A 25,642-nucleotide genomic window follows, 5' to 3' on the forward strand; every position below is an offset into this window, starting at 1 on the left:
GCAAGTCGTTCCGGCCATAACCGCCCTGACCTGCGACGATTCCTCGGGTCGGACGACCGGCGCCCGCCCGGCACGGACCTCCCGGGGGCCGCCACCCGCCCTAGGTGGCCGACGCGCTGGGCTCCGGAGCCGGGGGCGTCGGGGCCGGCGGAGTGGGCGAAGTCACGGGCGGCTCGGGGGGCGGCGACTGGACCGGCGGCGGCGGCGTGACCTGCGTCCCACCGGAACCACTGCTTCCGGATCCACCCGAGGTCGGCTGCTGCCCCTGACCGCCGGGCCCGCCGCCCGGACCGGCCGACGGCGAGGGGGCGCCGGGGCGGCCGGCGGGCGCACCCGGGCTGGGGGAGGCTCCGGTGGCACCGGACGCCTTGCCGTCCTCGGCCGGCTTCCCGTCCGCACCCGTCGCGCCCGGCTTCGAGCCGTGGCCGTTGCCGTGGACCCCCGACCCCTTGCCGGAAGCGGAACCTCCGGCCGCCTCCGCGGCCGCCTTGCGGTCCGCCGACGAGGAGGGCCCGGGCTTCGCGCCGTCCTCGCCGACGCTCATGCAGCCCGCCGAGGCCGCGACCGCGAGCACGGCGGCGGCCAGCCGGAGGGAAGCGGACAACTGGCGCACGGGGCACCTCCTGGGGGTCCCCCCGGCGGCAGCCGGAGGTGGGCGGTCAGGGTCCGCGGGGAGCGGGTCAATGTGCCCAACTCCCTTTGCCCCGTAAGGGACACGCCCTTGGGGACACCGCCTGTCCGCAATCCGCCGGCCCCGCTCTCGCGCGCCACCCGACCGCGCACCGCCCGACCGCGAGCCACCCGCCCGCGCGCCACCCGCCGGCCCACCGGACGGCTCGGGAACACCGGACGGCTCGGGCGGACACCGGACGGCTCAGGCGAACAACTGCCGTGCCACCTGCGACCCCAGCGTCACCGCGCCCAGCCCCACCAGCACCGAGGCCGCCACGTTCGCCGCCGCCAGGAACCGCCAGCCGCGCTCGTACAGCCGCAACGTCTCGTACGAGAACGTCGAGTACGTGCTCAGTGCCCCGCAAAGCCCCGGCCCGAGCAGCAGGTTCAGCCGCGCGGGGGCCGCGTCGGCCAGCACCGCCCCGGTCAGCACCCCGAGCACCAGGCAGGCGCCCGCGTTCACCACGAACGTCCCCCACGGGAACACCGAATCGTGCCGCGCCTGCACCGCACGGTCCGTCAGATAGCGCAGCGGCGCCCCCACGACCGCGCCCACCACCACCAGCAGCCAGTTCACGCGCGCCTCCGCGGGCCGCCGCCCCGTACGGGAAGACCGGTCGCGAGGCGGGTCGCCGCGGCCCCCGCCCACACGGCGCCCAGTGCCGCCACCACCGTGAGCCCGGCGTACGCCAGCGCGCGCCCGGCCTCCCCGGCGTCCAGCAGCCGCGAGAAGTCCACCGCGTACGTCGAGAACGTGGTGAACCCGCCGAGCACCCCGACCCCGACGAACGGCCGGACCAGCGGATGCGGAGCCCTCCGGCCGCCCTCGCTGATCAGCACCATCAGCACGCCGATCAGCGCGCAGCCGCTCACGTTGGTCCAGAAGGTCGTCCACGGGAAGGCCCCGGGCCCGGCGGCCGGCCACAGCAGCGAGGCCCCGTACCGCGCCGAGGCCCCGAGCGCGCCGCCCGCCGCGATCGCCGCGAGCACCGGACCGGGCCGTTCGGCGCGCTGCCCGGGCACGTGGAGGTCGACGTCCGGATCGATCGCCTCCGAGCCCAGACCCGGGCTCAGACCCGGGCTCAGACCCGGGCTCAGACCCGGGCTCAGATCCGGGCTCAGATCCGGCCCCGGACCCGGACCCGGCCCCGGACCCGGGCCCCCGTCGCCGTCCCCGCCTCCACCCCGCCGCTCCGGCCCGGTCACCCGTAGCCCAGCGCGTGCAGCCGCTCGTCGTCGATCCCGAAGTGATGGGCGATCTCGTGCACCACGGTGACCTCCGTCTCCGCGATCACGCTCTCCCGGTCCTCGCACATCCGCAACGTGGGGTTCCGGTAGATCGTGATCCGGTCCGGCAGCACCCCGGCGTACCACTCGCCGCGGTCGGTCAGCGGGGTTCCCTCGTACAGACCGAGCAGCTCGGGATCGTCCGCCGGCGGTTCGTCCTCGACGAACACCGCGACGTTGTCCATCAGCCGCGTCAGCTCCGGCGGGATGCGGTCCAGGGCCTCTGCGACGAGCTCTTCGAACTCCTCGCGCGTCATCTCCAGCACCGGGCCATTGTCCCTCCGGTGCGGGCGCCTCCCGCATGCCGGGGAGAAACCGTTTTGGCGATAGCTCCCCGGATCCCATATGCTTCTCACGTCCCCGACGCGCTGAAGAAGTGCCCGGCGGGCCTTTAGCCCTCATCGTCTAGTGGCCCAGGACGCCGCCCTTTCAAGGCGGTAGCACGGGTTCGAATCCCGTTGGGGGTACGCATTACCGTGTGCAAGACTTGTTCTCGCACACTGCAAGGTCCTGTGGAGCAGTTGGTTAGCTCGCCACCCTGTCAAGGTGGAGGTCGCGGGTTCAAGTCCCGTCAGGATCGCTGAGACCGGAAACGGTCTCGTGGCTGGGTAGCTCAGTTGGTACGAGCGATCGCCTGAAAAGCGATAGGTCGCCGGTTCGACCCCGGCCCCAGCCACCACAAGAAGGCCCCGTCCATCGGACGGGGCCTTCTGCGTTACTCCTGCTCTCCCTCGGGGCCGGGGGTACGACGACGCCACTGCGTCACGCCGACCGCCACCGCGCCCGCCGCCACCAGCCCGAGCAACGCCCAGTCCGGGACCGCGTCCGCGAAGGACCGGACCCGCTGCTCCACCGCGTACGAGTCGTCCACGTCGAGCAGCCCCGGCAGCGCGCTCGCCCCGTCGTACGCGAGGAACAGCGCGCCCAGCGCGATGAAGAACAGCCCCGACAGCAGCGAGGTGGTGTGCAGGTCGAAGCGGCCCACCCGGACGGTCCGCCCGCGCAGCCAGCGCCGCCGGCCCAGGTCGAACCGCTCCCACAGCAGCGCCAGCAGGAACAGCGGTACGGCCATCCCCAGCGCGTACACCGCCAGCAGCAGCCCGCCGTAGACCGGGCTGCCGCTGACCGCCGCGACCGTCAGGACGCTGCCGAGGATCGGGCCGGCGCAGAACCCGGCCAGCCCGTAGACCGCGCCCAGCGCGTACACCGACACGGCGGTCGTCGGCCGGATCCGCCCCGACAGCTCCGAGATCCGCTTCGAGGCGAAGCCCAGGCCCAGGATCTGAGCGACCCCGAGCGCGATGATCAGCCAGCCGCCGGCCAGGACGAGCCCGTCGCGGTTGCCGTGGAAGAACCGCCCGGCGTACGAGCCCGCCGCGCCCAGCGGTACGAGGGTGCTCGCGAGGCCCGCGTAGAAGATCCCGGTCCGCGCCAGCAGGCGCGAGGGGGAGTCGATCGAGTACGCGAAGAACGCGGGGAGCAGCAGCGCGCTGCACGGGCTGAGCAGCGCGAGCAGCCCGCCGAGCAGCGCGGCCAGGTACCCGATCTCGCCGACGCCGGTCACTGTGCGGCCCGGCCGTCGGCCTGCGGCTCGCCCTGGCCGTCGTTCTGCGCCGTGGCCTGCGCCTTGGCCTTGGCGATCGCCGCGGCGAAGGCGTCGAGCGGCTGGGCGCCCGCGATGGGCTGCCCGTTGACCAGGAAGGACGGGGTGGAGGTGACGCCGATGCGGTAGCCCTCCTCCTGGTCCTTCCGGAGGGCGGCCGCGGCGCCCTCGCCGGCCATGTCCCGCTGGAACCGCTCCAGGTCCGGGACCCCGGCCTCGCGGGCCAGCTCCAGCAGCCTCGCCTGGCCGAAGCCCTTCTCCTTGGAGCCGTCGGCGTACGCGGCCGCGTGGAACTGCGCGAACCGGTCCTGCTGCCCGGCGGCCCAGGCGGCCTTGGCGGCGGCCTCGGAGTCGGCGCCGAAGATCGGGAAGTTGCGCCACTCGATGCGCAGGGTGCCGTCCTCGACGTACTTCTTCACCAGTTCGGGTTCGGTGTCGCGGGCGAATTTGCCGCAGTAGCCGCACTTGAAGTCGGAGTACTCGATCAGCACGACGGGGGCGTCCGCCCGGCCGGCGGCCAGCTTGTCGCCGGACTCGCGCCGCGCCAGCTTCGCCAGCTCGGCGTGGACGTCCGAGCCCTTGGGCGCGGCCGCGGCGGCGGAGGAGGTCCGGGCGGGCCTGTCCTCGGGCGCGGTGGCCTGCCAGGACACGACCCCGAGGGTGACGGCGGCGACCGCGACCCCGGCGGAGATCAGCAGCCGCTTGCGCGCGGAAGCGGAGGAAGCAGAGGAAGCGGAGGACGAGGAAGGGGAAGAGGAAGAGGAACGCGGACGCGGACGCGGACGGGAAGAGGACATACGGGTGCTCCAGAGCTGCGTGTGGTGAATCGGACCGGCGGGAAGGCCGGTCCTCTACACCCGCATCACGGACAGCTCCACCGGACCCGGAGCCGGCTGGTCCGGCCCCCGTACGAGCACCCGCACCGACGGCGCCCGGTCCGCCCAGGCCTGTTCCACCGCGGGCCGCCCCACCGGGGCGTGCGCGTGCTCCCCGGCGCCCCGTGGCGGCACGCCCGGGGCCTGCCCGCGGTCCCGGGTCCCGGGATCGCACGAGGGGCCCCGGTCGGCGGACGCCACGGCGTGCTCCGCCGCAGCCGCCGGGCCGGACGCCGGAGCAGCCGCCGGAGCAGCTGCCGAAGCGGACACAGCGCCCGAAACCGGAACAGAAGCGGAACCCGGAACCGGAAGCGCCGCCGCGGGCACCGCGCACCCCACCAGCACCGCGAGCACGGCGGCGAGCAGCCACCACACACCACGGGCGCGGGACATGGCGGGCCTCTCACTCGGTCAGCGGGTCGGTTCAGGCGATCTCGTCCCGAAATGGTACGGGGAGGGGGCACAAATGCGTTCGCCACCCGGCGCCCGCGGGTGAGATCCTCGATCAGGTATGTCTACTTCCTTCGCCGCCCTGCAGACGCTTCTCGGTGAGATCTCCCTCCGTGACGCGCACCGCCTCGGCCGCCGCCTCGAAGGCGCCCGCCGCATCCGAAAGCCCGAGGCCAAGCAGGCCGTGCTCGACGAGATCGCCGCGGAGGCCGAGAAGGCCGCCGCGCGACTGGCCGGCCGTGCCTCGCGGATGCCGGAGGTCACGTATCCCGAGAACCTGCCCGTCAGCCAGAAGAAGGACGAGATCGCCGAGGCGATACGCGACCACCAGGTCGTGATCGTCGCCGGTGAGACCGGTTCCGGCAAGACCACGCAGATCCCCAAGATCTGCATGGAGCTGGGCCGCGGCGTCCGGGGCATGATCGGGCACACCCAGCCCCGCCGGATCGCCGCCCGCACGGTCGCCGAGCGGATCGCCGAGGAGCTCAAGTCCGAGATCGGCCAGACGGTCGGCTGGAAGGTCCGGTTCACCGACCAGGTGGACCAGGACGCGACCTTCGTGAAGCTGATGACCGACGGCATCCTGCTCGCCGAGATCCAGACGGACCGCGAGCTGCGCGCGTACGACACGATCATCATCGACGAGGCCCACGAGCGGTCCCTCAACATCGACTTCCTGCTGGGGTACCTGTCCCAGCTGCTGCCGAAGCGCCCCGACCTCAAGGTCGTGATCACCTCGGCCACGATCGACCCCGAGCGCTTCTCCCGGCACTTCGGCGAGGCGCCGATCGTCGAGGTCAGCGGCCGTACGTACCCCGTCGAGGTCCGCTACCGGCCCCTCCTGGAGGAGGAGGGCGAGGAGAGCGACCGCGACCAGATCACCGCGATCTGCGAGGCCGTCGACGAGCTCCAGTCCGAGGGCCCCGGCGACGTCCTGGTCTTCCTCTCCGGCGAGCGCGAGATCCGCGACACGGCGGACGCGCTCAACAAGCGCAACCTCCGCTTCACGGAGGTCCTCCCCCTCTACGCCCGCCTCTCGCACGCCGAGCAGCACCGCGTCTTCCAGCAGCACACCGGCCGCAGGATCGTTCTCGCGACCAACGTCGCCGAGACCTCCCTCACCGTCCCCGGCATCAAGTACGTGATCGACCCGGGCACCGCCCGGATCTCCCGCTACAGCCACCGCACCAAGGTCCAGCGCCTGCCCATCGAGCGGATCTCCCAGGCCAGCGCCAACCAGCGCAAGGGCCGCTGCGGCCGTACCAGCGACGGCATCTGCATCCGCCTCTACTCCGAGGACGACTTCCTCTCCCGTCCCGAGTTCACGGACGCCGAGATCCTGCGCACGAACCTGGCCTCCGTCATCCTCCAGATGACCGCGGCCGGCCTCGGCGAGATCGAGAAGTTCCCCTTCATCGACCCGCCGGACCACCGCAACATCCGCGACGGCGTCCAGCTGCTCCAGGAGCTCGGCGCGCTGGACCCCGGCGAGAAGGATCCCAAGAAGCGGCTCACCCCGATGGGCCGCCAGCTCTCCCAGCTCCCCGTGGACCCGCGCCTGGCCCGCATGGTCGTCGAGGCGGACAAGAACAACTGCGTCCGCGAGGTCATGGTCATCGCGGCGGCCCTGTCCATCCAGGACCCGCGCGAGCGGCCCTCGGACAAGCAGACGCAGGCCGACCAGAACCACGCCCGCTTCAAGGACGAGACCAGCGACTTCCTCTCGTTCCTCAACATGTGGCGCTACGTCCGGGAGCAGCAGAAGGAGCGCGGCTCGTCCTCGTTCCGCCGGATGTGCAAGCAGGAGTACCTGAACTTCCTGCGGATCCGCGAGTGGCAGGACATCTACTCGCAGCTGCGCACGGTCGCCAAGGGCATGGGCATCCACGTCAACGAGGGCGACGCCCCCGAGACGAGCGTGCACATCTCTCTGCTGGCCGGCCTGCTCTCGCACATCGGCCTCAAGGACACCGACAAGAACGAGTACCTGGGGGCCCGGTCCGCCAAGTTCGCGATCTTCCCGGGCTCGGCGCTCTTCAAGAAGCAGCCGAAGTTCCTGATGTCGGCGGAGCTGGTGGAGACCTCGCGGCTGTGGGCCCGGGTCAACGCCAAGGTGGAGCCGGAGTGGGTCGAGCCGCTCGCCCAGCACCTGATCAAGCGCACGTACAGCGAGCCGCACTGGGAGAAGGACCAGGCGGCCGTCATGGCGTACGAGAAGGTCACGCTGTACGGCGTGCCGATCGTCGCCCAGCGGAAGATCAACTACGGCCGGATCGACGCCGAGGTCTCGCGCGAGCTGTTCATCCGCAACGCGCTGGTCGAGGGCGACTGGCGCACGCACCACAAGTTCTACGCCGACAACCGCAAGCTCCTCACCGAGGTCGAGGAGCTGGAGAACCGGGCGCGGCGCCGCGACATCGTGGTCGACGACGAGACCCTCTTCGACTTCTACGACCAGCGGATCCCCGAGCACGTGGTCTCCGGGGCGCACTTCGACTCCTGGTGGAAGCACAAGCGGCGCGAGGAGCCCGAACTCCTCGACTTCGAGCGCGAGATGCTGCTCACCGAGAAGGCGGCCGGGGTCACCAAGGCCGACTACCCGGACTCCTGGCGCCAGGGGCAGCTCAAGTTCCGGGTGACCTACCAGTTCGAGCCGGGCGCGGACGCGGACGGCGTGACCGTCCACATTCCGCTCCAGGTGCTGAACCAGGTCACCGACGAGGGCTTCGACTGGCAGATCCCGGGCCTGCGGGAAGAGGTCGTCACCGAGCTGATCCGGTCGCTGCCGAAGCCGATCCGCCGGCACTACGTGCCCGCGCCGAACTTCGCGACCCGCTTCCTGGACACGGCCGTGCCCCTCCAGGAGCCGTTGCCGGTGACGCTGGCGCGCGAGCTCCAGCGGATGGTCGGGGTCCCGGTCACCGCCGAGGACTTCGACCTCGGCCGGATCCCGGACCACCTGAAGATCACGTTCCGGATCGTCGACGAGCGCCGCAAGAACCTGGCCGAGGACAAGGACCTGGAGGCCCTGCGGCTGAAGCTGAAGCCGAAGGCCCGCCAGGCCCTCTCCAAGGCCGCCGCGGCCACCGCCGAGCGCGCGGGCGGGGAGTCGCTGGAACGCACCGGGCTGACCGACTGGACGATCGGCACGCTGACCAAGGTCTTCGAGACCCGGCGGGCCGGGCAGCCGGTGAAGGCGTACCCGGCGCTGGTGGACGAGGGCGCGAGCGTGTCCGTACGGCTCTTCGACACGGAGGCCGAGCAGCAGCGGGCGATGCGGCTGGGCACGCGGCGGCTCATCCTGCTGAACATCCCGGTGAACCCGGCGAAGTTCGCCTCGGACCACCTGACCAACCAGCAGAAGCTGGCCCTGTCCCGCAATCCGCACGGCTCCATCCAGGCGCTGTTCGACGACTGCGCGACCGCCGCGGCCGACAAGCTGATCGCCGACCACGGCGGCCCGGCGTGGGACGAGGCGGCCTTCCGCGCGCTCTACGAGGCCGTTCGCGCCGACCTGGTGGACACGACCGTGCGGACGGTGGCCCAGGTACAGCAGGTGCTGGCCGCCTGGCAGGCCTGTGAGCGCCGTCTGAAGGCCACGAACAGCCTGGCCCTGGTGGCGAACGTGCAGGACGTCAGGACGCAGCTGGCGGCCCTCGTACCGCCCGGCTTCGTGACCCTGACGGGCCTGCGGCGGCTGCCGGACCTGATGCGCTACCTGGTGGCGGTGGACCGGCGGCTCCAGCAGATGCCGACGGGCGCCCAGCGCGACACCACGCGCATGCAGAAGGTCCACGAGATGCAGGACGAGTACGCGTGGCTGCTGGAGCAGCTGCCGAAGGGCCGGCCGGTGCCGTCCGCGGTCACCGACATCCGCTGGATGATCGAGGAACTCCGGGTCAGCTACTTCGCGCACGCGCTCGGGACGGCGTATCCGATCTCCGACAAGCGGATCGTGAAGGCGGTGGACGCGGCGGCCCCGGGCCCGGCCCGCTGATCGGGTTCGACTGCACCCCCTGAGCTGGGGTACAGTCTGATTCGCAGCCGCCCAGCGGCCGCAAATCGAGGACCTGTGGAGCAGTTGGTTAGCTCGCCACCCTGTCAAGGTGGAGGTCGCGGGTTCAAGTCCCGTCAGGTTCGCAAGAAGAGCAGGGCCCGCATCCCCAAGGGATGCGGGCCCTGCTTCGTTTGGTCTCCGGAGCACCGGGAGCGGCGGGGACTGCTCCGGACTCCTGCGGGGAAAATCCCCCGTCCGCATGAGGCGCTCTGCGACGCACGTCCCCTTACGGGTGCATTGCGGGTTGTACAAGAGTCACTGCCTGTGACGGGAGTCACCACATGAGTTTTTGAGACTCGCACATTTATCGCACCCATACGCGTGCTCGATTTAATATGTGCAATGGCACCCACTCTGTCGGCCTCCCGCGCGCGCCCGATTCCATCCCCCCGGGCACAAAAAAGGATCGCGCTGGACCCGGCGGAGTCCAGCGCGATCCGACGACAAGAACCTGTTGGGGCAGGTCCAAGCGTGTGAAGCACTGTGGGTTTCATCGGATTGGGGGACCCGATTCAAGCCCGGTAAAGCGGGGTGCTTGCGCGACCTCAGGCCTCGCTGCGCTGCTGCGGAATTCCCGCGAGCAGAGCGCGAACCTCGGCCTCGCGGTAACGGCGGTGTCCACCCAGGGTGCGGATGGACGTGAGCTTGCCAGCCTTGGCCCAGCGGGTGACCGTCTTCGGGTCCACGCGGAACATCGTGGCAACCTCAGCCGGGGTCAGCAGCGGCTCGGCATCAGGGGTGCGAGCGGTCATGAGCGGCCTCCTCGGGAGAACCGAACCATCTCGGTTCTTTCCTCTAAATTCTGCACCTTGGCCCGCGTTGCCCGAAATGGACACACGCGGGCCGAGTCGGTTATAGGACGAACGGCTTGTCCTCGGCACTACAACTACACCATCCGTCCAGCCGCGACGGCCAAACCGATGGAATTGCCCTCCGAGGTGTTCATCAGCGGCGGAAGCCGATGGACCGCCCCATAACGGACAGTCACCCCACTGTGACGATCAGTCACAGAGCGATCAGGAGTCGTCAGGACCCCCCGTAGAGTGCAATGCCGAGCATTCCGCCCAAAGTTGGGTGGAAGGAACCCTCCCCGGACTCCTTGTCCTATTTTGGCACGAGGGTAGGGGAAGGGCGCAAGGGTGTAGATAGTGCGGTCCGTCACGCTTGAGCCAATGGCCCGTATCGGGACGTAGGTCCTGGAACTAAGGCCCGAATGTGTCGCGATCAAGAACCCGGGGGAGCGGTCCGGGGGTCAGTTCGCGAACAGTCTCTCCCGGACCTCCCGCCAGCGCTCCGCCAGCTCCGCGTACGCCTCCGCCGCCGCGGCCTCGTCCCCGGCCCGCAGCGCCGCGATCCCCACCGCCACGTCCCGGGCCGAGCGGTCGGTGCGCAGCCGCTCCGCCGGCAGCGCGTGGACCAGCCCCGCGTAGTCCAGTTCGACCATCGAGCGCGGGTGGAACTCCTCCAGCCAGCTGCCGACGTCCACCAGCCCCTCCGCGAGCCCCGCGTACCCCTCGGCCGCCCGCAGGATCCGCAGCGCCCGCGCGAGCCGCCGCCGGGCCTGCACCATCGGCGTCCGGTAGCGCATCCGCTCGCCCGGCAGGTAATCCCGCTCGTCGTCGGCCACCAGCACGAACCAGCGCAGCGGCACCTGCCACACCGCGGTACGGATCCACGGGCGCGCGTCCGGGTTCCGCTCGCGCCAGCGCTCGTACTCCTCGGCCGCCCGCCGCCGCGCCCCCGGCGGGAGCGCCGCGTCCAGCACCGGCGGCGGGAACTGCCCGTCCAGCTCCTGGAGCGCCAGCCAGCCGCGCAGTCTGGTCCGCCACGGGCAGACCAGCAGCACCCCGTCCACCTCCGCCGTGAAGGCGTCCGCGCTCTCGTGCGCCGGCACCCCGACCACCGGGACCCGCACCAAGTCGGAGAGGGAGCGACGCAGTTCGTCCTGGGCCGTCGCCACCACGCCGCGCCGCGCGTACGAGGCCCAGTGCGTGCGCTCCGGCTCCGCGAAGGCCGCCAGGGGCTCGTAGACGCGCAGGTAGGAGGCGTACGGGACGGTCGGCGCCGAGCGCGCCGCTGGCAGCTTGGGGTCGGAGGATTCGCTCACGCTCTCGTACTCCCCCGCCCCGCGGGGAGCTACTCGCCGGGCGCCCGCCGACCCCGCGCCGGGCGCCGCGCCGGGCGCCGCGCCGGGCCCCCGCCGACCCCCGCCGGCCCCGCCGCGGGGGGCTCCCGTACTTCGGGAGTGTTCCGATCTCCGGACAGGTCGCCTGCGCACGGCCCGCAGGTCTTACTCTGCTCCCAGCACGCCCTCCCCCCACCCGCAGGGCGGGCGTCATTCCGCCGCATCTCTTCCATGGGAGTCACCACCGTGACCGAAATGACCGACGGCGTCCTGCACACCCTGTTCCGCACGGAACAGGGCGGCCACGAGCAAGTCGTGCTGTGCCAGGACCGAGCCTCCGGCCTGAAGGCCGTCATCGCGATCCACTCCACCGCCCTGGGCCCCGCCCTCGGCGGTACGCGCTTCCACGCGTACGCCTCGGACGAGGAGGCCGTCCTCGACGCGCTGAACCTCTCGCGCGGCATGTCGTACAAGAACGCCCTCGCCGGTCTCGACCTCGGCGGCGGCAAGGCCGTCATCATCGGCGACCCCGACGTACTGAAGTCCGAGGAACTGCTGCTGGCCTACGGCCGGTTCGTGGAGTCCCTCGGCGGCCGCTACGTCACGGCCTGCGACGTCGGCACCTACGTGGCGGACATGGACGTCGTGGCCCGCGAAACCCGCTGGGCGACCGGCCGCTCCCCCGAGAACGGCGGCGCCGGCGACTCCTCGGTCCTCACCGCCTTCGGCGTCTTCCAGGGCATGCGGGCCAGCGCCCAGCACCTGTGGGGCGACCCGACCCTGCGCGGCCGCAAGGTCGGCGTGGCGGGCGTCGGCAAGGTCGGCCACCACCTGGTCGAGCACCTGCTGGAGGACGGCGCCGAGGTCGTCATCACGGACGTGCGCGAAGAGTCCGTGCGACGGATCCTCGACAAGCACCCGGGCAAGGTCACCGCGGTCGCCGACACGGAGGCGCTGATCCGCGTGGAGGGCCTGGACATCTACGCCCCCTGCGCGCTCGGCGGGGCCCTGAACGACGAGACGGTGAACGCCCTCACGGCGAAGGTCGTCTGCGGCGCGGCCAACAACCAGCTCGCCCACCCGGGCGTGGAGAAGGACCTCGCGGACCGCGGGATCCTCTACGCGCCCGACTACGTGGTGAACGCGGGCGGGGTCATCCAGGTCGCCGACGAGCTCCAGGGCTTCGACTTCGACCGCTGCAAGGCGAAGGCCACGAAGATCTTCGACACCACTCTGGAGATCTTCGCTCGTGCGAAGGCGGATGGGATCCCGCCGGCCGCGGCGGCCGACCGGATCGCCGAGCAGCGGATGGCGGACGCCCGTGCGGCGAAGGCCGCGAAGGGCTCGTCCCGGGCTGCCGACGCGTCGTAACCGCCCCTGACGTGCGCCCGCCGGGGTTGCGGCGAGACGGAACTCACTGCACTTCGGCGGGTCGCCCGCCAGGAAAGGGTTAAAATCGCAGCTGACCAGCGAGGACGGGGCGCCTCATTGGTCCTGCACCGGGGCACGTCATGCGGGCGGCGTACCGTATGGCCGCGGAAGCAGGTACCGTTAAACCCCTACGGACGGTCTCTCCACGGAGAGCCCGCTCCGAACCATGAACGCGTGTCAGACTCTGGGGCCGTCGAGCCCCGTCACCGAGGGGGTCGAGCCATGGGGCGCGGCCGGGCCAAGGCCAAGCAGACAAAGGTCGCCCGCCAGCTGAAGTACAACAGCGGCGGGACTGACCTCTCGCGTCTGGCCAATGAGCTGGGCGCATCGCCGACGGAACCGCTGCTGCCTGTCAGCGAGCCGGTCGAAGTCGATGACGATCTGGACGACGACGACCCGTACGCCAAGTACGCGGATCTGTACAACAGCGATGATGACGACGACGAGGACGAGGAGTCCGGTCCGTCGGCACAGCGTCGCGGCGCTTGACGCCCTCCCGCGTCTTCTTTCGCGTCTGCACGAAGGCATAAACGCAAAAAACACCGAACCCGGTCCAGGGCATCGCCCCGGACCGGGTTCAGTGCTGCTCAGCTCGCGTAGGAACCGGTGAGGGTCGCGCCCTCGGTACGGTCACCCCGGTCGAGGATCTCGCCGGCGACCCAGGCGTCCACGCCCCGGTCGGCCAGCGCGGTCAGCGCCACGTCCACCGACTCCTGCGGGACCACGGCCATCATGCCGACGCCCATGTTGAGGGTCTTCTCCAGCTCCAGCTGCTCCACCTGACCGGCCTTGCCGACCAGGTCGAAGATCGCGCCGGGCGCCCAGGTCGTACGGTCGACCGTGGCGTGCAGGTGGTCCGGGATGACCCGGGCCAGGTTCGCCGCGAGTCCGCCGCCGGTGATGTGCGAGTACGCGTGGACCTCGGCCGTACGGGTGAGAGCCATGCAGTCCAGCGAGTAGATCTTGGTCGGCTCCAGCAGCTCCTCGCCGAGGGTCCGCCCGAGCTCCTCCACGTGCTGGTCGAGCGACATGCCGGCGCGGTCGAAGAGGACGTGCCGGACCAGCGAGTACCCGTTCGAGTGAAGGCCGGACGATGCCATCGCGATGACGGCGTCACCCGTACGGATGCGATCCGCGCCGAGCAGGCGGTCGTACTCGACGACACCGGTTCCGGCGCCCGCCACGTCGAAGTCGTCCGGGCCCAGCAGACCCGGGTGTTCGGCGGTCTCGCCGCCCACCAGGGCGCAGCCGGCGAGGACACAGCCCTCGGCGATGCCCTTCACGATCGCCGCGACACGCTCGGGGTGGACCTTGCCCACGCAGATGTAGTCGGTCATGAAGAGGGGCTCGGCGCCGCAGACGACGATGTCGTCCATGACCATCGCGACGAGGTCGTGGCCGATGGTGTCGTACACGCCCAGCTGGCGGGCGATGTCCACCTTCGTACCGACCCCGTCGGTCGCGGAGGCCAGCAGCGGGCGTTCGTAGCGCTTGAGGGCGGAGGCGTCGAAGAGGCCGGCGAATCCGCCGAGGCCGCCGAGGACCTCGGGGCGCTGCGTCTTCTTCACCCACTCCTTCATCAGTTCGACCGCGCGGTCTCCGGCTTCGATGTCCACGCCCGCGGCTGCGTAGCTGGCACCGGTGGTCTTCTCTGTCATGACAGGGAGAGCTTTCGTGTCGTTACTGCGGGTGGTGCCGGGCCCTGGGAGAAGCACTCGTAAAGACAGGGCCCGGCGCAGGTGGAGCCGGGGTCGCGGGTCGCGGCGCTACGGGCGCCGGAGCGCGTCGGCGGCGTCGGTGCCGCCGGCCAGCTCGCTCTCCAGGAGCTGCTTGCCCAGGAGCTGCGGGTCGGGCAGCTCCATGGGGTACTCGCCGTCGAAGCAGGCACGGCAGAGGTTGGGCTTCTGGATGGTCGTCGCCTCGATCATCGAGTCGAGCGAGATGTACGAGAGCGAGTCCGCGCCGAGCGACGTGGCGATCTCGTCGACCGTCATGCCGTTGGCGATCAGCTCGGCCCGGGTGGCGAAGTCGATGCCGAAGAAGCACGGCCACTTCACCGGCGGCGAGGAGATCCGGATGTGGACCTCGGCCGCGCCGGCCTCGCGGAGCATCTTGACCAGGGCGCGCTGGGTGTTGCCGCGGACGATCGAGTCGTCGACGACCACCAGGCGCTTGCCCCGGATGACTTCCTTGAGGGGGTTGAGCTTCAGGCGGATGCCCAGCTGGCGGATCGTCTGCGAGGGCTGGATGAAGGTCCGGCCGACGTAGGCGTTCTTGACCAGGCCGGAGCCGTACGGGATCCCGCTGGCCTCGGCGTAGCCGACGGCGGCGGGCGTGCCGGATTCCGGCGTCGCTATCACCAGGTCGGCGTCGACGGGGGCTTCCTTGGCCAGGCGCCGGCCCATCTCGACACGCGAGAGGTAGACGTTCCGGCCGGCGATGTCGGTGTCCGGGCGCGCCAGGTAGACGTACTCGAAGACACAGCCCTTGGGCTTTGCTTCCGCGAAGCGAGAGGTGCGCAGGCCGTTCTCGTCGATCGCGATGAGCTCGCCCGGCTCGACCTCGCGGACGAAGCTGGCTCCGCAGATGTCGAGGGCGGCGGTCTCGCTCGCGACCACCCAGCCGCGCTCCAGGCGGCCGAGGACCAGCGGGCGGATGCCCTGCGGGTCACGGGCGGTGTAGAGGGTTCCCTCGTCCATGAACACGAGCGAGAACGCGCCCTTGACCTTCGGGAGGACCTTGGTGGCCGACTCCTCGATGGTCAGGGGCTTGCCGTCGTCGTCCGTCTGGCCGGCCAGCAGGGCGGTGACCAGGTCGGTGTCATTGGTGGCCGCCACCTGGGTGGCGCGGCCGTCCTGACGGGGGAGGTCGGCGACCATCTCGGCGAGCTCGGCGGTGTTCACCAGGTTGCCGTTGTGACCCAGGGCAATGGAGCCGTGGGCGGTCGCGCGGAAAGTGGGCTGCGCGTTCTCCCAGACGGAGGCTCCGGTGGTCGAGTAGCGGGCGTGACCGACCGCGATATGACCCTGGAGCGAGCCGAGAGAGGTTTCGTCGAAGACCTGGGAAACGAGGCCCATGTCCTTGAAGACGAGGATCTGGGAACCGTTGCTCACAGCGATTCCCGCGGACTCTTGTCCACGGTGCTGCAGCGCATACAGTCCGAAGTAGGTGAGCTTGGCGACCTCTTCACCCGGAGCCCAGACACCGAAGACGCCGCAAGCGTCCTGGGGGCCCTTTTCGCCGGGGAGCAGGTCGTGGTTGAGTCGTCCATCACCACGAGGCACGCTTCCGAGTGTAGGCGAGATCGACCACTGGTCCGAATTGGGGACGGCCGGGAAATCTCACAGCACAGAGGGTGACGGCGCGACTCTGTCTCGCTATTCGGAGCCTTTGTTGACATCTACGAAGGTATTCGTACAGGCTCTCGCCTCATGCAGCCTCTCGGTGACCGTTCCGTCACCCTCGTCGAGCGCCGCCACGTAGACCTGGTCCGTGTCGCGAGCGCCATCTGTCGCTGTTCTGCGTAGCCACAACTCTCCGTCTTCCTTTTCCCTTTCGCTCCGCCCAGCCCTGCCCCGCCGTGCCCGCGCGCCGTCCCGCGCCCGCCCGGGGCGGGGCCGCCGAGCCGCGCCTTGGAGTTCCTGTGTCTTCGTACGACAACCATCTGTCCCGCCGGGCCTTCGGAAGTGCCGTCGGAGTGAGCGCGGCAGCTGCCGCGGTGGGGCTCGGGGCCGGCCCGGCCGCCGCCTCCGACACCGCCTCCGACCCCGCTCGGACCGGCCCCGAGGAGCGTCCGTTCCAGGCCGCCCGCGGCCGGCGTTCCCGGCGCCCGAACGTCCTGTTCATCCTCGGCGACGACCTGGGCTGGGCCGACCTGTCCTCGTACGGCTCCCCGCACATCAAGACCCCGAACCTGGACCGGCTGGCCCGCCAGGGGGTCCGCTTCACCGATGCCTACTCCGGCTCCGCCACCTGCTCGCCGACCCGGTTCAGCCTGTACACCGGCCGCTACCCGGGCCGGACCGCCGGCGGGCTCGCCGAGCCCATCGCCGACAAGAGCGCCGGCCTGGAACCCACCCACCCGACGCTGGCCTCACTGCTGCGCGCCTCCGGCTACGCGACCGCGCTGATCGGCAAGTGGCACTGCGGCTACCTGCCCGACTACAGCCCGACCAAGTCGGGCTGGGACGAGTTCTTCGGGAACTTCGGCGGGGCCCTGGAGTACTACTCCAAGCTGGGCCTGGGCGGCGAGTACGACCTCTACGAGGGCGACGCCACCTACAAGGACCTGCGCTACTACACGCGGATCATCACCGAGCGCGCCGCCGAGTACGTCTCCCGCGACCACGGTGGCAAGCCCTGGCTGCTGAACCTCAACTTCACCACCCCGCACTGGCCGTGGATCGCCGACGGGGACACCGCGGAGAGCGCCGAGGTCGAGCGGCGGATCAAGGCGGGCGACGCCCGGGCCCTGTGGCACCAGGACGGCGGCTCCGTCGAGAAGTACCGGCAGATGGTGGAGGACCTCGACCGCTCGGTCGGCGACGTGCTCAAGGCCCTCAAGCGCTCCGGCCAGGAGGAGGACACCCTGGTCTTCTTCTCCAGCGACAACGGCGGCGAGCGGTTCTCGTACAACTGGCCGCTCTCCGGCAACAAGGCCTCCCTCCAGGAGGGCGGGATCCGGGTGCCGAACATCGTGCGCTGGCCCGCCCGGATCGACGGCGGCCAGGTCAGCCGGGTCCCGGTGTTCACCCCGGACTGGACGGCGACCCTGCTGGAGCTGGCCGGGACCCGGCCCGACCCGGCCCACCCGCTGGACGGGGTGAGCCTGGCCGGATACCTGCTGCGCGGCGAGAAGACCCCGGAGCGGAACCTGTTCTGGCGGGTGCGCGGGGAGCGGGCCCTGCGCCGCGGGGACTGGAAGTACTACCGCGGCAAGACGGGCAAGGACCAGCTGTTCAACCTGGCCGGGGACGTCCGCGAACAGGCCGACAAGGCGGCCCTGGAACCGGCCCGGCTGGCGGAGCTCCGCGCGGCCTGGGAGAAGGTGGACGCGGGGCTGCTGCCGTACCCGGGCTGACCTGCGGGTGCCGGGTGCCGGCGTCGGGTGCCGGGCGTCGGGCGTCGGGCGTCGGGCGTCGGGCGTCGGGCGTCGGGCGTCGGGCGTCGGGCGGGTCATTCCGCGGCCGAGGCGGCCGTCGCGGTCAGGCCCGTGCCGTCCGGCGCGGTGAGGGTGAGCGTCCCGCCCTTGATGCTCCAGGTGAGCGGCGAGGCGGCGAAGAGCTCGGTCAGCTTCCGCTCGACCTCGCCCACCGGGCCCTCGCAGGCCATCCGCGTCGTGGTCAGCGGCCCGAAGGTGAGCTGGGCGCCGTCACCGGTGGCCTTGGCGCTGAACCGGTTGCAGCCGAGGCTGCCGCTCGCGGCCAGGTCGGCGCTGATGGTGAAGACGGCCTTGCCGGCCGCCTCGGCCGGCAGGGAGGCGGCGCTCTGGCCGCTGACCAGGGAGGTCACGGTCCACGCGGTGGTGGTGAACGGGGCGTCCGGGGCCGGGGGTTCCGAGCTCATCGCGATGGTGCTCCCGTCGGCGGTCTTCAGGGTGAGCCGGTCCGGCTGCCGGTCGACCGCCAGACGGCCGGTGAAGAGCTTGGCGAAGGCCGTCTCGAATTCCGTGTTCTCGCAGGCCATGGCGGTGGTGGAGCCCGGTTTCACGGTGATGGCGCTCGCGCCGTCGTGGGTGACCGCGGCGGTGAACCCGTTGCAGCCGTAGTTGCCGGTGGCCTGGTCGGGTTCGGCCTGCGGGAAGGTGACCCGGGCGGCGGAGGGCGCCGTGAGGGTCTTTCCGCCCACGGTCAGGCTCTGCACGAACCAGGTCCCGGCCGAACCGTGTCCCGGGGAGGTGCCGCGCGTACCGCCGTCACTGCAGGCGGTGGCGGCGGCCAGGGTCAGGAGGGCGACGAGGGCAGCGGGGAGGTGCCGTAGCGTGCGCATGCCCCTGGGACGGATCCCGCGCGGAAGCGGTTCCACGCGGGGCCGGGTTCCACGCGGAGATCGCGGCGGCGAGGGTCCCACGCGGGCCGGCTCAGCTCATGACCGGGAGCAGCGCCGACAGGTCGGCCCGCTCGCCACTGGCCCTGACCTGCGCCTCCTCTACGGCCGCGGCCCAGTCCGTACGCCCGGTGGCCAGTCGGATCCAGGTCAGCGGATCCGTCTCCACCACGTTCGGCGGGGTCCCGCGGGTGTGCCGGGGCCCCTCGATGCACTGGACCACCGCGTACGGCGGGATCCGCACCTCCACCGAGCCGCCCGGGGCCTTGAGCGCGAGGGCGTCGGCGAGCAGCCGGGTACCCGCCGCCAGGGCCTGCCGCTCGATCGGGATGTCCAGGCCCGCGGCCCGGTTGAGGTCGTCGGTGTGCACCACGAGCTCCACGGTCCGGGTGACCAGGAAATCGGCCAGGGTCATGTCCCCGATCCACAGGTCCAGCACCCGGCTGCCCGGATTCGCGGCCAGTTGCTCGGCCAGACGGGCGCCGGCGCGCTCGTACAGCGCGAGCAGCGGGGCGCCCTCCAGGGTCTCCTTGGCCGCCTCGGCGATCTTCCCCGCGAGCGAGGCGGTGGCGAAGGGCCATTCGACGGCCGTCAGCTCCGGTACGGCGGCCGGGGGCCGGGCCAGCCCGGCGGCCAGCGAGTCGGCGATCCACGCGATGTGCGCGGCGAGCTCGGCGACGCTCCACCCGCCGACCCCGCTGGGCCGCGCGAGCTGCTCGTCGTCCAACTCCCCTACGGCATCGGCCACATGCCCGAACTGCGCGGTGACGGCTGCACGGACCTTCGCGGCGTCGTAGGTACGCGCCCTCTTCTTGGCGGGTGGCATGGCCCGACCCTATCCGCCGGAGCCGACGACGGGCCGGGACCCGAGCGCCCGAGCCCCCGCCCGGAGGATTCCGGACGGGGGCTCGGGAACGAACGCGGGCGGGATCAGGCGAGCAGCGCCGGGATCGTCGCCTCGTGAGCGGTCCGCAGCTCCGCGAGCGGAATCGTGAACTCGCCCTGGATCTCGATCTCCTCGCCGTCCACCACGCCGATGCGGGTGGCGGGCAGCCCCCGCGCACCGCACATGTCGGTGAAGCGGAGCTCCTCGCTGCGCGGGACGGCCACGATGGCCCGGCCCGCCGACTCGGAGAACAGGAAGGTGAACGCGTCCAGGCCCTCGGGCACCACGATCCGCGCACCGTTGCCGCCGCGCAGGCAGGACTCGGTGAGCGCCTGGATCACGCCGCCGTCGGACAGGTCGTGCGCCGCGTCGACCATGCCGTCGCGGGACGCCGAGATGAGGATCTCGCCGAGCAGCTTCTCGCGGCCCAGGTCCACCTTGGGCGGCATGCCGCCGAGGTGGTCGTGGACGACCTGGGACCAGGCCGACCCGCCGAACTCCTCGGCCGTGTCACCGAGCAGGTACAGCAGCTGGCCGTCCTCCGCGAACGCCATCGGCGTACGGCGGTTGACGTCGTCGATCACACCGAGGACCGCCACGACCGGGGTCGGGTGGATCGCGATGTCACCGGTCTGGTTGTACAGCGAGACGTTGCCGCCGGTCACCGGGGTGCCCAGCTCCAGGCAGCCGTCCGCGAGACCGCGGGTGGCCTCGGCGAACTGCCACATGACGCCCGGGTCCTCGGGCGAGCCGAAGTTGAGGCAGTCGGAGATGGCCAGCGGCTTGGCGCCGGTCGCGGCGACGTTGCGGTACGCCTCGGCCAGCGCGAGCTGCGCACCCGTGTACGGGTCGAGCTTCGCGAAGCGGCCGTTGCCGTCGGTGGCCATGGCCACGCCGAGGTTGGTCTCCTCGTCGATGCGGACCATGCCCGCGTCCTCGGGCTGCGAGAGCACCGTGTTGCCCTGGACGAAGCGGTCGTACTGGTCCGTGACCCAGGACTTCGAGGCCTGGTTCGGGGACGAGACCAGCGCCAGGACCTGCGCGCGGAGCTCCTCGGAGGTCTGCGGGCGGGGCAGCTTGCCCGCGTCGTCGGCCTGGAGGGCGTCCTGCCACTCGGGGCGCGCGTACGGGCGGTGGTAGACCGGGCCCTCGTGGGCGACGGTGCCCGGGGGCACGTCCACGATCTGCTCGCCGTGCCAGAAGATCTCCAGGCGCTCGCCGTCGGTCACCTCACCGATGACGGTGGCGATGACGTCCCACTTCTCGCAGATCTCCATGAAGCGGTCGACGTACTGCGGCTCGACGATCGCGCACATGCGCTCCTGCGACTCGCTCATGAGGATTTCCTCGGGCGAGAGCGTCGCGTCGCGCAGCGGGACGGTGTCCAGCTCGACGCGCATGCCGCCGGAACCGGCGGAGGCCAGCTCGGACGTGGCGCAGGAGAGCCCGGCGCCGCCGAGGTCCTGGATGCCCGCGACCAGCTTCTCCTTGAAGATCTCCAGGGTGCACTCGATGAGGAGCTTCTCCTGGAAGGGGTCGCCGACCTGCACGGCGGGACGCTTGGTCGGCTTGGAGTCGTCGAAGGTCTCGGACGCGAGGACCGAGACGCCGCCGATGCCGTCGCCGCCGGTGCGGGCGCCGTAGAGGATGACCTTGTTGCCGGGGCCGGAGGCCTTGGCGAGGTGGATGTCCTCGTGCTTCATCACGCCGATGCAGCCGGCGTTGACCAGCGGGTTGCCCTGGTAGCAGGCGTCGAAGACGACCTCGCCGCCGATGTTCGGCAGGCCCAGGCAGTTGCCGTAGCCGCCGATGCCCGCGACCACGCCCGGCAGGACGCGCTTGGTGTCGGGGTGGTCGGCCGCGCCGAAGCGCAGCGGGTCGACGACCGCGACCGGGCGGGCGCCCATGGCGAGGATGTCGCGGACGATGCCGCCGACGCCGGTGGCCGCGCCCTGGTAGGGCTCGATGTAGCTCGGGTGGTTGTGCGACTCGACCTTGAAGGTGACCGCGTAGCCCTGGCCGACGTCGACGACGCCGGCGTTCTCGCCGATGCCGACGAGCATCGCGTCGTTCTGGGGGACCTTCTCGCCGAACTGCTTCAGGTGGACCTTGCTGCTCTTGTACGAGCAGTGCTCGGACCACATGACGGAGTACATGGCGAGCTCGGCGCCGGTGGGGCGGCGGCCGAGGATCTCCCGGATGCGGGCGTACTCGTCCTCCTTGAGGCCGAGTTCCTTCCAGGGCTGGGAGGCGTCCGGCGTCTCGGTGGCGTTCTTGACGGTGTCGAGGCTCATGCGGAGACCAGCTTCTTCAGGACCGAGGTGAAGAACGGGAGGCCGTCGGTGCGGCCCGTCCCGATCAGCGGCTCGACCGCGTGCTCGGGGTGCGGCATGAGGCCGACCACGTTGCCCGCGGCGTTGGTGATGCCGGCGATGTCGCGGAGCGAACCGTTCGGGTTCACGTCCACGTACCGGAAGGCCACGCGGCCTTCGGCCTCGAGCTCGTCGAGGACGCGCTCGTCGGCCACGTACCGGCCGTCCATGTTCTTGAGCGGTACGGAGATCTCCTGGCCGGCGGTGTAGTCGCCGGTCCACGCGGTCTCCGCGTTCTCCACCCGCAGCTTCTGGTCGCGGCAGATGAAGTGCAGGTGGTTGTTGCGGAGCATCGCCCCCGGCAGCAGGTGGGCCTCGGTGAGGACCTGGAAGCCGTTGCAGATGCCGAGGACCGGCATGCCGGCCTTGGCCTGCTCGATGATGGTCTCCATCACCGGCGAGAACCGGGAGATGGCTCCGGCGCGCAGGTAGTCCCCGTAGGAGAAGCCGCCCGCGAGGACGACCGCGTCGACCTGGTGCAGGTCCTTGTCGCGGTGCCACAGCGATACGGGCTCGGCCCCCGCGAGGCGGACGGCGCGCAGCGAGTCACGGTCGTCGAGCGTTCCGGGGAACGTGACGACTCCGATGCGAGTGGTCACCGTCAGGCCTCGACCTTCACGGTGAAGTCTTCGATGACGGTGTTGGCGAGGAACGTTTCGGCCATCTTGTGGATGCGGTCGAGGGCGGCCTGGTCGACCGGTCCCTCCACTTCCAGTTCGAAGCGCTTCCCCTGGCGGACGTCGGCGATGCCCTCGAATCCCAGGCGCGGCAGTGCACGCTGCACCGCCTGGCCCTGAGGGTCGAGGATCTCCGGCTTGAGCATGACGTCGACTACGACGCGTGCCACTGGCACTCCCGATGGGTGGTTGGTGCGAAGGCGGTTCCCTCAGCGTACCCGGCCGAAATTTCTACGCGGGTAGATATCTCCGGGCCGCGTTCGGGGCCGCGATCACCCACCCGTTTCGGCTTCACCAACGCTTCGCAAAATCCACCGGAAAACCACGTGCCCGGCATTGCGGCGGGACACGCGGAGATAATTAACTGGACTTCGCAATGCAATGAGAATCAAGGTACAAAGGATTCCACCGGGACGGCGGCATTTTTTGCCGCACGACTCGGGACGGAATGATGCATTGCTCCGAAACATCCACACAGGCGACATCACCGCACGTCCAACGGGTGAGCGGCGTCGCACGAAGGGACCGATATCCGTGGCGCAGCGCGTAGTAGTCACGATCTCCGACGACATCGACGGCGGAGAAGCGGCGGAAACGGTCACGTTCGGCCTGGACGGTAAGTCGTACGAGATCGACCTCAATCTGGCGAACGCAAAGAAACTGCGGAAGAGCCTCGAGCCCTTCGTGGCCGCGGGACGCCGGCAGGCCCGTTCCGGGAAGGCGTACAAGCACACCTCGCTGGCCCCGGACCCGGCGGTCGTCCGCGCCTGGGCCCGGTCCAACAACCTCGACGTGCCGCCGCGCGGCCGCATCCCGAAGCGGGTGTACGCGGCGTACAGCGAGGCCCACTGAGGTCCGGCGGGGCCCGCTAACGGAGCGTGCCGGGGGCCGATTTGCCATCCACCCCCTCCGGTCCGCTAGTGTGTGGATCACGCCGAGGGGCGAGGCCGCAGGTCAAAGCCCCGAAGGTCGTGCGGGTGTAGTTCAGTAGCAGAACATCCCCCTTCCAGGGGGAAGGCGCAGTGTGCGATCCCTGTCACCCGCTCTGCAACGCTTTACAGACCACTCCGGTGGATCGGGTAGAGTGATGCACGCATCGCGAAGGCATTCGTGCCGGAGCAGCATGCGGACGTAGCTCAGTTGGTAGAGCACCACCTTGCCAAGGTGGATGTCGCGCGTTCGAGTCGCGTCGTCCGCTCAGCGAGCAAAGGCCCTGATCCATGATCAGGGCCTTTGTCGTATGCGTTTACCGTGGACGTGAGTGGACGTCGGCTGCTGTCGACCAACGTCATCGGGGGGCTGGGACCGTGTCGAAGCTGACGGGGTGGTGGAGGAACCGCAGCAGTGCGGCCAAGGTCGAGCTCTACACCCGCTGGTCATTGCACCTCTTCATGCTCCTCGAATCCTTCTCGGTGCTCTTCGGGCTCGTCCCCGAGGGCCTCGGCGCCGTCACCGGCGCCCTCCTCCTGCCCCTGGGCGCACAGATCGCGCTGTCCGGAGTGGTGGCTTCCAAGGCGCTGGACTGGGTGCTCGGCCGGCGCGAGCGGCCCGTACGCCTGGCCGTGGCCCTCGCCGCGCTGACCATCGCGCTGGCGGTCGCCGTACTGGTCCTGCGCTCGGTCGGCGCCGTCTCGCACGCGGGCGTCGCCCCCTCGCTCGTGGTCAACACGGTCGCGTTCGCCTCGGGTTCGCTGACGCTGACCCTGGCGCGGGTCCGGCACATGCTCTGCCTCGCCCCGGTGGCGGGCGCCGGGGCCGGGGCCGTGGCCCTGGCGGTGGGGCACCCCGCCGGGGAGGCGGCCGGCTACACGATCGGCGTCCTCCTCACCTGCGGCATGCTGGTCCTGGCCTGCGGCTTCTCCTCGTGGCTGCTGAAGACGGTGTACGAGCTCGACCGGGCCCGGGAGCTCCAGGCGCAGCTCGCCGTCGCCCAGGAGCGGCTGCGCTTCGGACGGGACCTGCACGACGTGATGGGCCGCAATCTCGCGGTGATCGCGCTCAAGAGCGAGCTGGCCGTCCAGCTGGCCCGGCGCGAACGCCCGGAGGCCATCGACCAGATGATCGAGGTCCAGCGGATCGCCGGCGAATCGCAGCGCGAGGTGCGCGAGGTCGTGCGCGGCTACCGCGAGGCGGATCTCACCGTGGAACTGGAGGGCGCCCGCGGGGTGCTCAGCGCGGCCGGGATGGACTGCCGCGTCGAGGTGGAGGCGGGCGGTGCGCTGCGCCCCGAAGTGCAGTCGGCGCTGGGCTGGGTGGTCCGCGAGGCGGCCACCAACGTCCTGCGGCACGGGGACGCCCGCAGCTGCGTGATCCGGCTCACGGCACCCGACGGGGGCGCGCTGACCCTGGTGGTGGAGAACGACGGGGCCCCCGAAGCGCCGGCCGGACCGCCGGGCTCCGGACTCGCGGGCCTGCGGGAGCGGCTCGCGGCACTGGACGGCACCCTGGAGGCCGGCCCGGTCGGCGGCGGCCGGTTCCGGCTGCTGGCCCGGATCCCGGGCGGACGACTGCGAGGACTGGAGGCGCGGGCATGAGCCCCGTACGCGTACTGCTGGCCGACGACGAGCACCTGATCCGCGGCGCGCTCGCCGCGCTGCTGGCCCTGGAGGACGATCTGCTGGTCGTCGCGGAGGCGGCCTCGGGGCCGGAGGCCCTCGCGATGGCGCGCGCCCACCGGCCGGACGTGGCCGTGCTGGACCTGCAGATGCCGGGGGCGGACGGTGTGAGTGTCGCCACAGCCCTGCGGGCCGAACTCCCCGGCTGCCGCACCATGATCGTGACGAGCCACGGGCGGCCCGGGCACCTGAAGCGGGCCCTCGCGGCGGGGGTGCGGGCCTTCGCCCCGAAGACGGTCTCGGCGCAGCGGCTGGCCGAGCTGATCCGCACCGTGCACGCCGGAGGCCGTTATGTGGACCCGGAGTTGGCGGCCGACGCGATCAGCGCGGGGGACTCCCCGCTGACCGCGCGCGAGGCCGAGGTGCTGGAACTCGCGGGGGACGGGGCGCCGATCGCGGAGATCGCGGAGCGGGCCTCGCTCTCGCCCGGGACCGTGCGGAACTACCTGTCGTCGGCGGCGACGAAGCTGGGCGCCGAGAACCGGCATACGGCAGTGCGTCTCGCACGCGAGCGGGGTTGGGTATAGTAGGTCTCGCGTTACGGCGC

Annotated in this window: 24 protein-coding genes and 6 tRNA genes; 14 read left to right on the forward strand and 16 right to left on the reverse strand. The window is 71.1% G+C overall.

The genetic code is table 11. The annotated features are described in order from the left end of the window. Positions 1-100 precede the first annotated feature (100 nt). From ADK52_RS42720 to ADK52_RS34610, 4 genes are all read right to left on the reverse strand, one after another. On the reverse strand, positions 101-613 hold the full coding sequence (locus tag ADK52_RS42720) for a hypothetical protein (RefSeq protein ID WP_053693827.1): 513 nt from the start codon (positions 611-613) through the stop codon (positions 101-103). Positions 614-874: 261 nt separating this feature from the next. Further along, positions 875-1,249, reverse strand: a complete 375-nt coding sequence (locus tag ADK52_RS34600; RefSeq protein WP_053693828.1) for a fluoride efflux transporter FluC — start codon at positions 1,247-1,249, stop codon at positions 875-877. Beyond that, positions 1,246-1,734 carry a fluoride efflux transporter FluC gene (locus ADK52_RS34605; RefSeq protein ID WP_053693846.1) on the reverse strand — a complete coding sequence of 163 codons (489 nt, stop codon included), beginning with the start codon at positions 1,732-1,734 and terminating at the stop codon, positions 1,246-1,248. Before ADK52_RS34605 ends, ADK52_RS34600 begins: the two co-directional genes overlap by 4 nt. A 140-nt stretch (positions 1,735-1,874) precedes the next feature. Further along, positions 1,875-2,225 (reverse strand): metallopeptidase family protein, encoded by a 351-nt coding sequence (locus ADK52_RS34610; protein WP_030160118.1) that lies wholly within the window; start codon positions 2,223-2,225, stop codon positions 1,875-1,877. Between the two features lie 128 nt (positions 2,226-2,353). Between ADK52_RS34610 and ADK52_RS34615 the strand changes: the two genes are divergently transcribed. The 3 genes from ADK52_RS34615 (at position 2,354) to ADK52_RS34625 (ending at position 2,638) form a co-directional block, all read left to right on the forward strand. Further along, a tRNA-Glu gene (locus ADK52_RS34615) sits at positions 2,354-2,426 on the forward strand. Positions 2,427-2,465: 39 nt separating this feature from the next. Further along, positions 2,466-2,539, forward strand: a tRNA-Asp gene (locus ADK52_RS34620). 22 nt (positions 2,540-2,561) lie between these two features. After that, positions 2,562-2,638 (forward strand) — tRNA-Phe (locus ADK52_RS34625). A 36-nt stretch (positions 2,639-2,674) separates the two neighbouring features. On the opposite strand, the gene ADK52_RS34630 is transcribed toward ADK52_RS34625, so the two are convergent. Genes ADK52_RS34630 through ADK52_RS40815 form a run of 3 tightly spaced genes read right to left on the reverse strand, consistent with a single transcriptional unit; the run spans position 2,675 to position 4,830 of the window. Beyond that, positions 2,675-3,523, reverse strand: a complete 849-nt coding sequence (locus tag ADK52_RS34630; protein ID WP_053693829.1) for a cytochrome c biogenesis CcdA family protein — start codon at positions 3,521-3,523, stop codon at positions 2,675-2,677. Beyond that, on the reverse strand, positions 3,520-4,359 hold the full coding sequence (locus ADK52_RS34635; RefSeq protein WP_078988821.1) for a DsbA family protein: 840 nt from the start codon (positions 4,357-4,359) through the stop codon (positions 3,520-3,522). The genes ADK52_RS34630 and ADK52_RS34635 overlap by 4 nt, the downstream gene beginning before the upstream one ends. A gap of 54 nt (positions 4,360-4,413) precedes the next feature. Next, positions 4,414-4,830 (reverse strand): hypothetical protein, encoded by a 417-nt coding sequence (locus ADK52_RS40815; protein ID WP_234344373.1) that lies wholly within the window; start codon positions 4,828-4,830, stop codon positions 4,414-4,416. Positions 4,831-4,948: 118 nt separating this feature from the next. Here ADK52_RS40815 and hrpA point away from each other — a divergent pair, with 118 nt between their 5' ends. Together hrpA and ADK52_RS34650 are read left to right on the forward strand one after the other, a co-directional pair. Continuing rightward, a complete protein-coding gene (gene hrpA, locus ADK52_RS34645) occupies positions 4,949-8,884 on the forward strand; it encodes an ATP-dependent RNA helicase HrpA (protein WP_053693831.1) in 3,936 nt (1,311 codons plus the stop codon). Between the two features lie 69 nt (positions 8,885-8,953). Next, positions 8,954-9,027: transfer RNA gene (locus ADK52_RS34650), tRNA-Asp, on the forward strand. A 462-nt stretch (positions 9,028-9,489) separates the two neighbouring features. Here ADK52_RS34650 and bldC read toward each other — a convergent pair. Together bldC and ADK52_RS34660 are read right to left on the reverse strand one after the other, a co-directional pair. Further along, positions 9,490-9,696 carry a developmental transcriptional regulator BldC gene (gene bldC, locus ADK52_RS34655; protein WP_003949541.1) on the reverse strand — a complete coding sequence of 69 codons (207 nt, stop codon included), beginning with the start codon at positions 9,694-9,696 and terminating at the stop codon, positions 9,490-9,492. Between the two features lie 500 nt (positions 9,697-10,196). After that, on the reverse strand, positions 10,197-11,051 hold the full coding sequence (locus tag ADK52_RS34660) for a hypothetical protein (protein WP_182508621.1): 855 nt from the start codon (positions 11,049-11,051) through the stop codon (positions 10,197-10,199). Positions 11,052-11,315: 264 nt separating this feature from the next. Between ADK52_RS34660 and ADK52_RS34665 the strand changes: the two genes are divergently transcribed. Further along, on the forward strand, positions 11,316-12,440 hold the full coding sequence (locus ADK52_RS34665) for a Leu/Phe/Val dehydrogenase (RefSeq protein WP_053693832.1): 1,125 nt from the start codon (positions 11,316-11,318) through the stop codon (positions 12,438-12,440). A 282-nt stretch (positions 12,441-12,722) separates the two neighbouring features. Next, a complete protein-coding gene (locus ADK52_RS34670) occupies positions 12,723-12,989 on the forward strand; it encodes a DUF3073 domain-containing protein (protein ID WP_030292353.1) in 267 nt (88 codons plus the stop codon). Positions 12,990-13,087: 98 nt separating this feature from the next. Here ADK52_RS34670 and purM read toward each other — a convergent pair whose 3' ends face one another. Both purM and purF read right to left on the reverse strand, forming a co-directional pair. Then, positions 13,088-14,158 carry a phosphoribosylformylglycinamidine cyclo-ligase gene (purM, locus tag ADK52_RS34675; protein WP_030160135.1) on the reverse strand — a complete coding sequence of 357 codons (1,071 nt, stop codon included), beginning with the start codon at positions 14,156-14,158 and terminating at the stop codon, positions 13,088-13,090. A gap of 108 nt (positions 14,159-14,266) precedes the next feature. Further along, a complete protein-coding gene (purF, locus tag ADK52_RS34680) occupies positions 14,267-15,784 on the reverse strand; it encodes an amidophosphoribosyltransferase (protein WP_030160137.1) in 1,518 nt (505 codons plus the stop codon). Positions 15,785-15,931: 147 nt separating this feature from the next. Between purF and ADK52_RS45145 the strand changes: the two genes are divergently transcribed. Next, positions 15,932-16,027 (forward strand): putative leader peptide, encoded by a 96-nt coding sequence (locus ADK52_RS45145; protein WP_350325720.1) that lies wholly within the window; start codon positions 15,932-15,934, stop codon positions 16,025-16,027. A 170-nt stretch (positions 16,028-16,197) separates the two neighbouring features. Further along, positions 16,198-17,580, forward strand: a complete 1,383-nt coding sequence (locus ADK52_RS34685; RefSeq protein ID WP_420714991.1) for a sulfatase-like hydrolase/transferase — start codon at positions 16,198-16,200, stop codon at positions 17,578-17,580. A gap of 95 nt (positions 17,581-17,675) precedes the next feature. Here ADK52_RS34685 and ADK52_RS34690 read toward each other — a convergent pair whose 3' ends face one another. The 5 genes from ADK52_RS34690 to purS form a co-directional block, all read right to left on the reverse strand. Next, a complete protein-coding gene (locus ADK52_RS34690; protein WP_053693834.1) occupies positions 17,676-18,488 on the reverse strand; it encodes an META domain-containing protein in 813 nt (270 codons plus the stop codon). Positions 18,489-18,579: 91 nt separating this feature from the next. After that, on the reverse strand, positions 18,580-19,371 hold the full coding sequence (locus tag ADK52_RS34695; RefSeq protein ID WP_053693835.1) for a maleylpyruvate isomerase family mycothiol-dependent enzyme: 792 nt from the start codon (positions 19,369-19,371) through the stop codon (positions 18,580-18,582). Positions 19,372-19,475: 104 nt separating this feature from the next. Further along, positions 19,476-21,725 (reverse strand): phosphoribosylformylglycinamidine synthase subunit PurL, encoded by a 2,250-nt coding sequence (gene purL, locus ADK52_RS34700; protein WP_053693836.1) that lies wholly within the window; start codon positions 21,723-21,725, stop codon positions 19,476-19,478. Continuing rightward, complete coding sequence (purQ, locus tag ADK52_RS34705) at positions 21,722-22,402, reverse strand: phosphoribosylformylglycinamidine synthase subunit PurQ (protein ID WP_030160145.1); 681 nt, start codon at positions 22,400-22,402, stop codon at positions 21,722-21,724. Before purQ ends, purL begins: the two co-directional genes overlap by 4 nt. A gap of 2 nt (positions 22,403-22,404) precedes the next feature. Further along, a complete protein-coding gene (gene purS / locus ADK52_RS34710; RefSeq protein WP_008740952.1) occupies positions 22,405-22,656 on the reverse strand; it encodes a phosphoribosylformylglycinamidine synthase subunit PurS in 252 nt (83 codons plus the stop codon). A gap of 358 nt (positions 22,657-23,014) precedes the next feature. Here purS and ADK52_RS34715 point away from each other — a divergent pair, with 358 nt between their 5' ends. From ADK52_RS34715 to ADK52_RS34735, 5 genes are all read left to right on the forward strand, one after another. Further along, positions 23,015-23,332 (forward strand): histone-like nucleoid-structuring protein Lsr2, encoded by a 318-nt coding sequence (locus ADK52_RS34715; protein WP_053693837.1) that lies wholly within the window; start codon positions 23,015-23,017, stop codon positions 23,330-23,332. A gap of 121 nt (positions 23,333-23,453) precedes the next feature. Further along, positions 23,454-23,525: transfer RNA gene (locus ADK52_RS34720), tRNA-Gly, on the forward strand. Between the two features lie 80 nt (positions 23,526-23,605). After that, positions 23,606-23,678, forward strand: a tRNA-Gly gene (locus ADK52_RS34725). Between the two features lie 109 nt (positions 23,679-23,787). Further along, complete coding sequence (locus ADK52_RS34730) at positions 23,788-25,014, forward strand: sensor histidine kinase (protein WP_053693838.1); 1,227 nt, start codon at positions 23,788-23,790, stop codon at positions 25,012-25,014. Then, positions 25,011-25,622: a response regulator transcription factor gene (locus ADK52_RS34735; RefSeq protein ID WP_053693839.1), complete on the forward strand. Its 612-nt coding sequence runs from the start codon at positions 25,011-25,013 to the stop codon at positions 25,620-25,622. Before ADK52_RS34730 ends, ADK52_RS34735 begins: the two co-directional genes overlap by 4 nt. Positions 25,623-25,642 lie beyond the last annotated feature (20 nt).

Origin of the sequence: Streptomyces sp. WM6372, assembly GCF_001279655.1 — a bacterium.
GTDB lineage: Bacteria > Actinomycetota > Actinomycetes > Streptomycetales > Streptomycetaceae > Streptomyces.

Bases quoted from the DNA above. Each gene is read 5' to 3' on its own strand.
- ADK52_RS34635 (WP_078988821.1), bottom strand. From the start codon at position 4,359: ATGTCCTCTTCCCGTCCGCGTCCGCGTCCGCGTTCCTCTTCCTCTTCC.
- ADK52_RS40815 (WP_234344373.1), bottom strand. From the start codon at position 4,830: ATGTCCCGCGCCCGTGGTGTGTGGTGGCTGCTCGCCGCCGTGCTCGCG.
- hrpA (WP_053693831.1), top strand. From the start codon at position 4,949: ATGTCTACTTCCTTCGCCGCCCTGCAGACGCTTCTCGGTGAGATCTCC.
- bldC (WP_003949541.1), bottom strand. From the start codon at position 9,696: ATGACCGCTCGCACCCCTGATGCCGAGCCGCTGCTGACCCCGGCTGAG.
- ADK52_RS34670 (WP_030292353.1), top strand. From the start codon at position 12,723: ATGGGGCGCGGCCGGGCCAAGGCCAAGCAGACAAAGGTCGCCCGCCAG.
- purM (WP_030160135.1), bottom strand. From the start codon at position 14,158: ATGACAGAGAAGACCACCGGTGCCAGCTACGCAGCCGCGGGCGTGGAC.
- ADK52_RS45145 (WP_350325720.1), top strand. From the start codon at position 15,932: ATGCAGCCTCTCGGTGACCGTTCCGTCACCCTCGTCGAGCGCCGCCAC.
- ADK52_RS34690 (WP_053693834.1), bottom strand. From the start codon at position 18,488: ATGCGCACGCTACGGCACCTCCCCGCTGCCCTCGTCGCCCTCCTGACC.
- ADK52_RS34695 (WP_053693835.1), bottom strand. From the start codon at position 19,371: ATGCCACCCGCCAAGAAGAGGGCGCGTACCTACGACGCCGCGAAGGTC.
- purL (WP_053693836.1), bottom strand. From the start codon at position 21,725: ATGAGCCTCGACACCGTCAAGAACGCCACCGAGACGCCGGACGCCTCC.
- ADK52_RS34735 (WP_053693839.1), top strand. From the start codon at position 25,011: ATGAGCCCCGTACGCGTACTGCTGGCCGACGACGAGCACCTGATCCGC.